This is a genomic window from Aestuariivirga sp. (assembly GCF_044239095.1).
Taxonomy (GTDB): domain Bacteria; phylum Pseudomonadota; class Alphaproteobacteria; order Rhizobiales; family Aestuariivirgaceae; genus Aestuariivirga.
In genome coordinates, this window is the sequence record NZ_JBIICB010000327.1 from 1 (window position 1) to 4,390 (window position 4,390).

Annotated in this window: 6 protein-coding genes and 1 pseudogene; all 7 read left to right on the forward strand. The window is 56.4% G+C overall.

Annotated elements, in window-relative coordinates; translation table 11 throughout:
* Window positions 1-210 (forward strand): outer membrane protein (locus tag ACILRA_RS20350; protein ID WP_395663879.1); only part of this gene is annotated, 210 nt, incomplete at its 5' end.
* A gap of 200 nt (window positions 211-410) precedes the next feature.
* The gene (locus ACILRA_RS20355) at window positions 411-824 is read left to right on the forward strand and encodes a hypothetical protein (protein ID WP_395663880.1); all 414 of its coding nucleotides are present in this window, start codon (window positions 411-413) and stop codon (window positions 822-824) included.
* Window positions 825-1,013: 189 nt separating this feature from the next.
* Window positions 1,014-1,175 carry a hypothetical protein gene (locus ACILRA_RS20360; RefSeq protein ID WP_395663881.1) on the forward strand — a complete coding sequence of 54 codons (162 nt, stop codon included), beginning with the start codon at window positions 1,014-1,016 and terminating at the stop codon, window positions 1,173-1,175.
* 305 nt (window positions 1,176-1,480) lie between these two features.
* A pseudogene (locus ACILRA_RS20365) lies at window positions 1,481-1,733 on the forward strand (IS256 family transposase); the annotation flags it as partial.
* 178 nt (window positions 1,734-1,911) lie between these two features.
* Window positions 1,912-2,517 carry a cellulose biosynthesis protein BcsS gene (bcsS, locus tag ACILRA_RS20370; protein WP_395663884.1) on the forward strand — a complete coding sequence of 202 codons (606 nt, stop codon included), beginning with the start codon at window positions 1,912-1,914 and terminating at the stop codon, window positions 2,515-2,517.
* A 55-nt stretch (window positions 2,518-2,572) separates the two neighbouring features.
* On the forward strand, window positions 2,573-4,039 hold the full coding sequence (locus ACILRA_RS20375) for a glycosyltransferase (protein WP_395663882.1): 1,467 nt from the start codon (window positions 2,573-2,575) through the stop codon (window positions 4,037-4,039).
* A gap of 3 nt (window positions 4,040-4,042) precedes the next feature.
* Window positions 4,043-4,390 (forward strand): hypothetical protein (locus ACILRA_RS20380; RefSeq protein ID WP_395663883.1); only part of this gene is annotated, 348 nt, incomplete at its 3' end.

Below are 4,390 nucleotides of genomic sequence, written 5' to 3' on the forward strand. Positions count from 1 at the left end.
GGTTTGAATACAGGCCTCGCGGCGGGTGCGGGAGTTGAGTGGCGCGTCAACTCGGACTGGTCGCTGAAGGCAGAATACCTGTATGCCGACCTAGGCGAGATCGATTCGACCCTTGTGGTGCTCGATGTTTATCAGGCCGGGCACGAACTCGAGAGTTCTGTCTCACTTGACGTTCATATTGCTAGAGTCGGCCTGAGTTATCACTTCTGATCGCTTGGCAGTGTTGGGGCCGTGCTGACGCGGTTAACGGGTACAGACCGCGTAAACAAGATCACGGCTATAAATGACTTCTTTGAGGTACTGGTGTGCAATCCGGTTCAAGATCGGACGCCACACAGCCGTCTTGCTGCGAGCCTTATGGCAGAATGATGCGACCACTCCAGACTGGCGGAACTGGTCGCAACAGAGGTATGCCGCGCCTCATGAACCACGCCATCGACAACACCTGGGCGGCGATCTTCGAGGATCTGGTCGCCACCCGCCTGACCTACGAGCGGCTGCTCGGAGCTGTGGCGGCTGGCACATGGCAGGACGCCATCCGGCTGACGCTGTCTGACCGGCTCTCTTGCCTGTACCGGCTCTCTTGCCTCGCCGAGCGTCTCGATCTGCTGGTGAAGCAGGCGAGGGTGGCGCGCCACCACGATGGCGCCGTGGCAGACGAGACCTTCGATCAGTGGGTGACCGATATCGCTGTGATCGCGTCGGCGCTCGAGAGCAACTTTGATGTGGATGTAGACGACGTCGAGGACGGTGAGCCGCAAGCCGGGACGGCTGACGTCGATGCCGTCATGGCGCTGATCGAGAAGATGAGGCCCGTGCCATGAAAGAGCGAATCCATATGCGAGGCGGTCTTGAGCCGGAAGCCCTGACCGGCTGGAAGCGGCTATTCCGGTGGAGGGCCGGGATGCGTAAGGCGGCCAAGAAGGCCTACGCCCGGCGCGTCAGGAAGTGGTTGCGGCGGGACGCGGGCCGCGACATTGAGGTCTGAAAGCGCCGCCGAATGGAGAGAGCAAATGGCTGACATGGAATTCACCGGCAAGATCGACGCGATCAGGCTCGAGATTGCCGCGCTGCTCGACGGCAAGAAGGCGCACGGCAAGCAGCGCGCCGCTCTCGAGGAAATTCTGCAGCTGTTGTCCGAAGCCGCCGATGTCGCTAAGGAGGCGGGGCTCTAGCCGGCTACGCCGCCCGCGCTGGCGCCAAGGCAGCCAATGCACTAACATTCAATCCGGACCACTCGTTGGGGGCCGATCACGGGCAGAACCCCAATATTCAATCGGGCGTAGTCGGCGCTTACAGATCAGCGATACGGCCCACGCAACCTCGAACCGGCCTGGTGGGCCCCGGACGGGTTCGACGCCATTCCTAACGCTGTAATCGATGTGTCCCAGCGTGCTTCATCTCGCGCGCTTTATGGGTCCGGACCCATAATGCAACTTCCTGCTGCCTCGGACCTCAAATGCTATCGACGAACTACTGGTTGAGCCTGCCTTCGGACCTGCGCCGCTCGCTGGCCTGCACCAAGATCATCGAAAGCATGAACAGCGCACTCGCCAAGGGTGCCGGAAAGTGAAGCACTGGCAGAACGCGAAGATGGGATTGCGATGGACTGCCGCGGTATGCTGGAAGCCGGGAAAGGCTTCAGGCCCCTAAAGTACCAAAAGCATCCGCCGGTGCTCAAAACCTGCCTTCAAAACCATCGTAGCGGCCAGTGTACTGCCCAGCCCCCTTGACTGCCTCACTCATACCGCATACGCATCTAGCGGAAATCTCGATCTGGTACTCATAGAGCAATTCGTGACCTTGCTTCCTTAGAGGTGATTATTGATTAGTTGGTCCCGCGTGTGCGCTGGAATTGCTACGTTGCTGGTAATCAATTCGACTGGTGCTCTTGCGCAGTCGAGCACTTCAGTGTCAGTCACGAATACTCTTGCGACAGACGGCATGACCAGTACCGCCTCCATAGTCTCTTCCACAGAAGGCGATTTGTCAGCTGAGGGCTTGTTACTGCGGGGATTGCTGAGTGTTGGTACCTACGAATTGGGAGATAACGATCTCGTTTCTCAATCAGGTGACCTTCTGATAGGATACCAGTTCAAAACCAGCGATTTCCGCCTTAGGGCATTCGGCGGGCTCACGATGTTGAATCGTGACTTCGACAATGACGAAGAAGGCGCTTACGCCGGAGGTTTAGCTGGTGGCAAGATAATGACTCAGTTACTCGCAAACCATAATAGTCCTTATCATATGTCAGTTACCGGCCATTACGCAACGACACTCGACAAGTATGGTTTGTCGATACAGGTCGGTTTGAAAAAAGACGACTTGGCATTTGGACCCGACGTGACTGTTCTCGGCAGTGACACCTTTGAGTCCTATCGTTTAGGGATGTTTATCAACGGTATGAAGTTGGGCGGCTTCAAGCTGAACACAGAAGCGGGCTATGGTTTTGGCAGTGAGGAAGGCGGCGGTGACAATTCGCCGTACCTCAAGCTTGGGACATCCAAGTCGTTTTAACTAGTCCTCATGCTGGTCTGACCCATAAACTTGAAGATAGTCGCTCCCATATCAAATGCCCGACCATGTCTTGTCAGTCTTCGGCCTGCTTGGTTTTTTCGCGTTGTGGCGATACGGGTGGTGGATCACTCACGCTGTTAGGGCGGTTCTTTACCTAAGGATCGTCTATCCCCGCATCTGCAGGCGCGCGCGAGGTTCAGAACGTATTTCATCGGTGGAAGGTATTCATGTCGTCGTTGCCTCGTACAACATCCCTGCCTCCGATTTTGCAGTCGTTTACCGAGCGCTATTCAGCAATATTCTAGAGAGCAAGATTCCCGGTAAAGTGGTCGCGTCCGTTACATCTGCTTCTGACGAGGCCGTACTCCGTCAAGTATACAACGATATGGGCCGACCGGAGGCAATTCAATGCATCGTGCAATTTCAGACGGGTGAGGGAAAGCGGCAAGCCCTTGGCAAGGCTCTCCGTGCACTCCGATCGAGGTGCATGACGGGGCGAACGGTCGTTGCCCTTCTTGATGGTGACGTCTTGCTTGAGCCCATGGCCCTTGCGCGGTGCATCGCTCTGCTCAGTAGCGACCCGGAGCTGTGTGCCGTTACCGCGAACAACAGCGCCGTGGTGAAGGGATCTGCGGCTCTGAAGGCATGGTATGAACTCAAGCATGCCAACCGGCATCTAAATATGTGTTCTCTGTCTCTGTCAGGGCGGCTGCTCGTGTTGACCGGGCGATTCTCGGTCGTGCGAACGGAGGATGCCCTCGACGATGACTTCATCGCGGCGGTCGAGTCAGACTACATAGACCATTGGCGTATGGGCAGGATCAGGTGCATCACGGGCGATGACAAGTCGACCTGGTATCATCTCATGCGCAGGGGCCGCCGCATGCTATATGTGCCCGATGCCATGGCGGTGTCTTTAGAGGCATCGGCCAGCAATTCTTCCTTTGTGCAAACCACATCACGGCTCATGATGCGTTGGTATGGGAACATGCTGCGGGCCAATGTCAAGGCCATCATGCTTCCTCCGTGGCGGATTGGCGTCTTCACCTGGTGGTGCATTCTTGATCAGCGGCTTTCCGTATGGACCGCGCTCACGGGCCCTGTTACCGCGCTTGTCTTGGCTTTCTCCGGCTTTTTCATCGCTATTCCAGCTTATATTCTATGGACGATAACTGTCAGATGCATGATGAGCCTTCTCGTCGGAACGCTCCACGGCCATTTGAATATTCTATGGCCATGGATGATGATCTATAATCAAATCTGGGGAGCGATGATCAAGATCCACCTGGTTTTTCATCTCGATACCCAGGGCTGGCGGCACCAAGGATTCTCCCGTGCTACCAGCGGCCAGCCACTCGTCGCGGTCAGTAGCGGTTTTCTTCAGGTTGCGGCTCTGCTCAGTTTCCTTGTTCTGGTGACGGGACTGGCGGGGCTACACCCAGTTGAACCAGGGAGTTTCGCCGAAGTGGAGTGGCTTTTCTTACAACTCATGACAGGATTGCATTTGCCTGGGCCGATGTGATGCATGCCGACCTCATCTCCAATTCTCGCCCTTGACGATTGCTCCGGCCCGGACAAAGGCGGCGTTGAGCGCGACCCCGCCGATAGGATAGCCAGCGTGCCGTTTCCCGTCGCGTTCGACATCGCGGTCGACGGACGAGTCTGCCGCGGCATACGACTTTCAAGCACCGCTTTCTATATCGATATGGATCAGCTTGATCCCTATAACATAGAAAGGCTACATCGTATCTGTTTAGCGTTCCCCGGTAATGACGGCATCAGCACAATAGTTGCCTTCGCAACGGAGGTCGCTCCCCGCAAGGATGGATTAGCTTGTCTGGAGATTGTCAGCATGAGCGAGGCTGATCAGAGG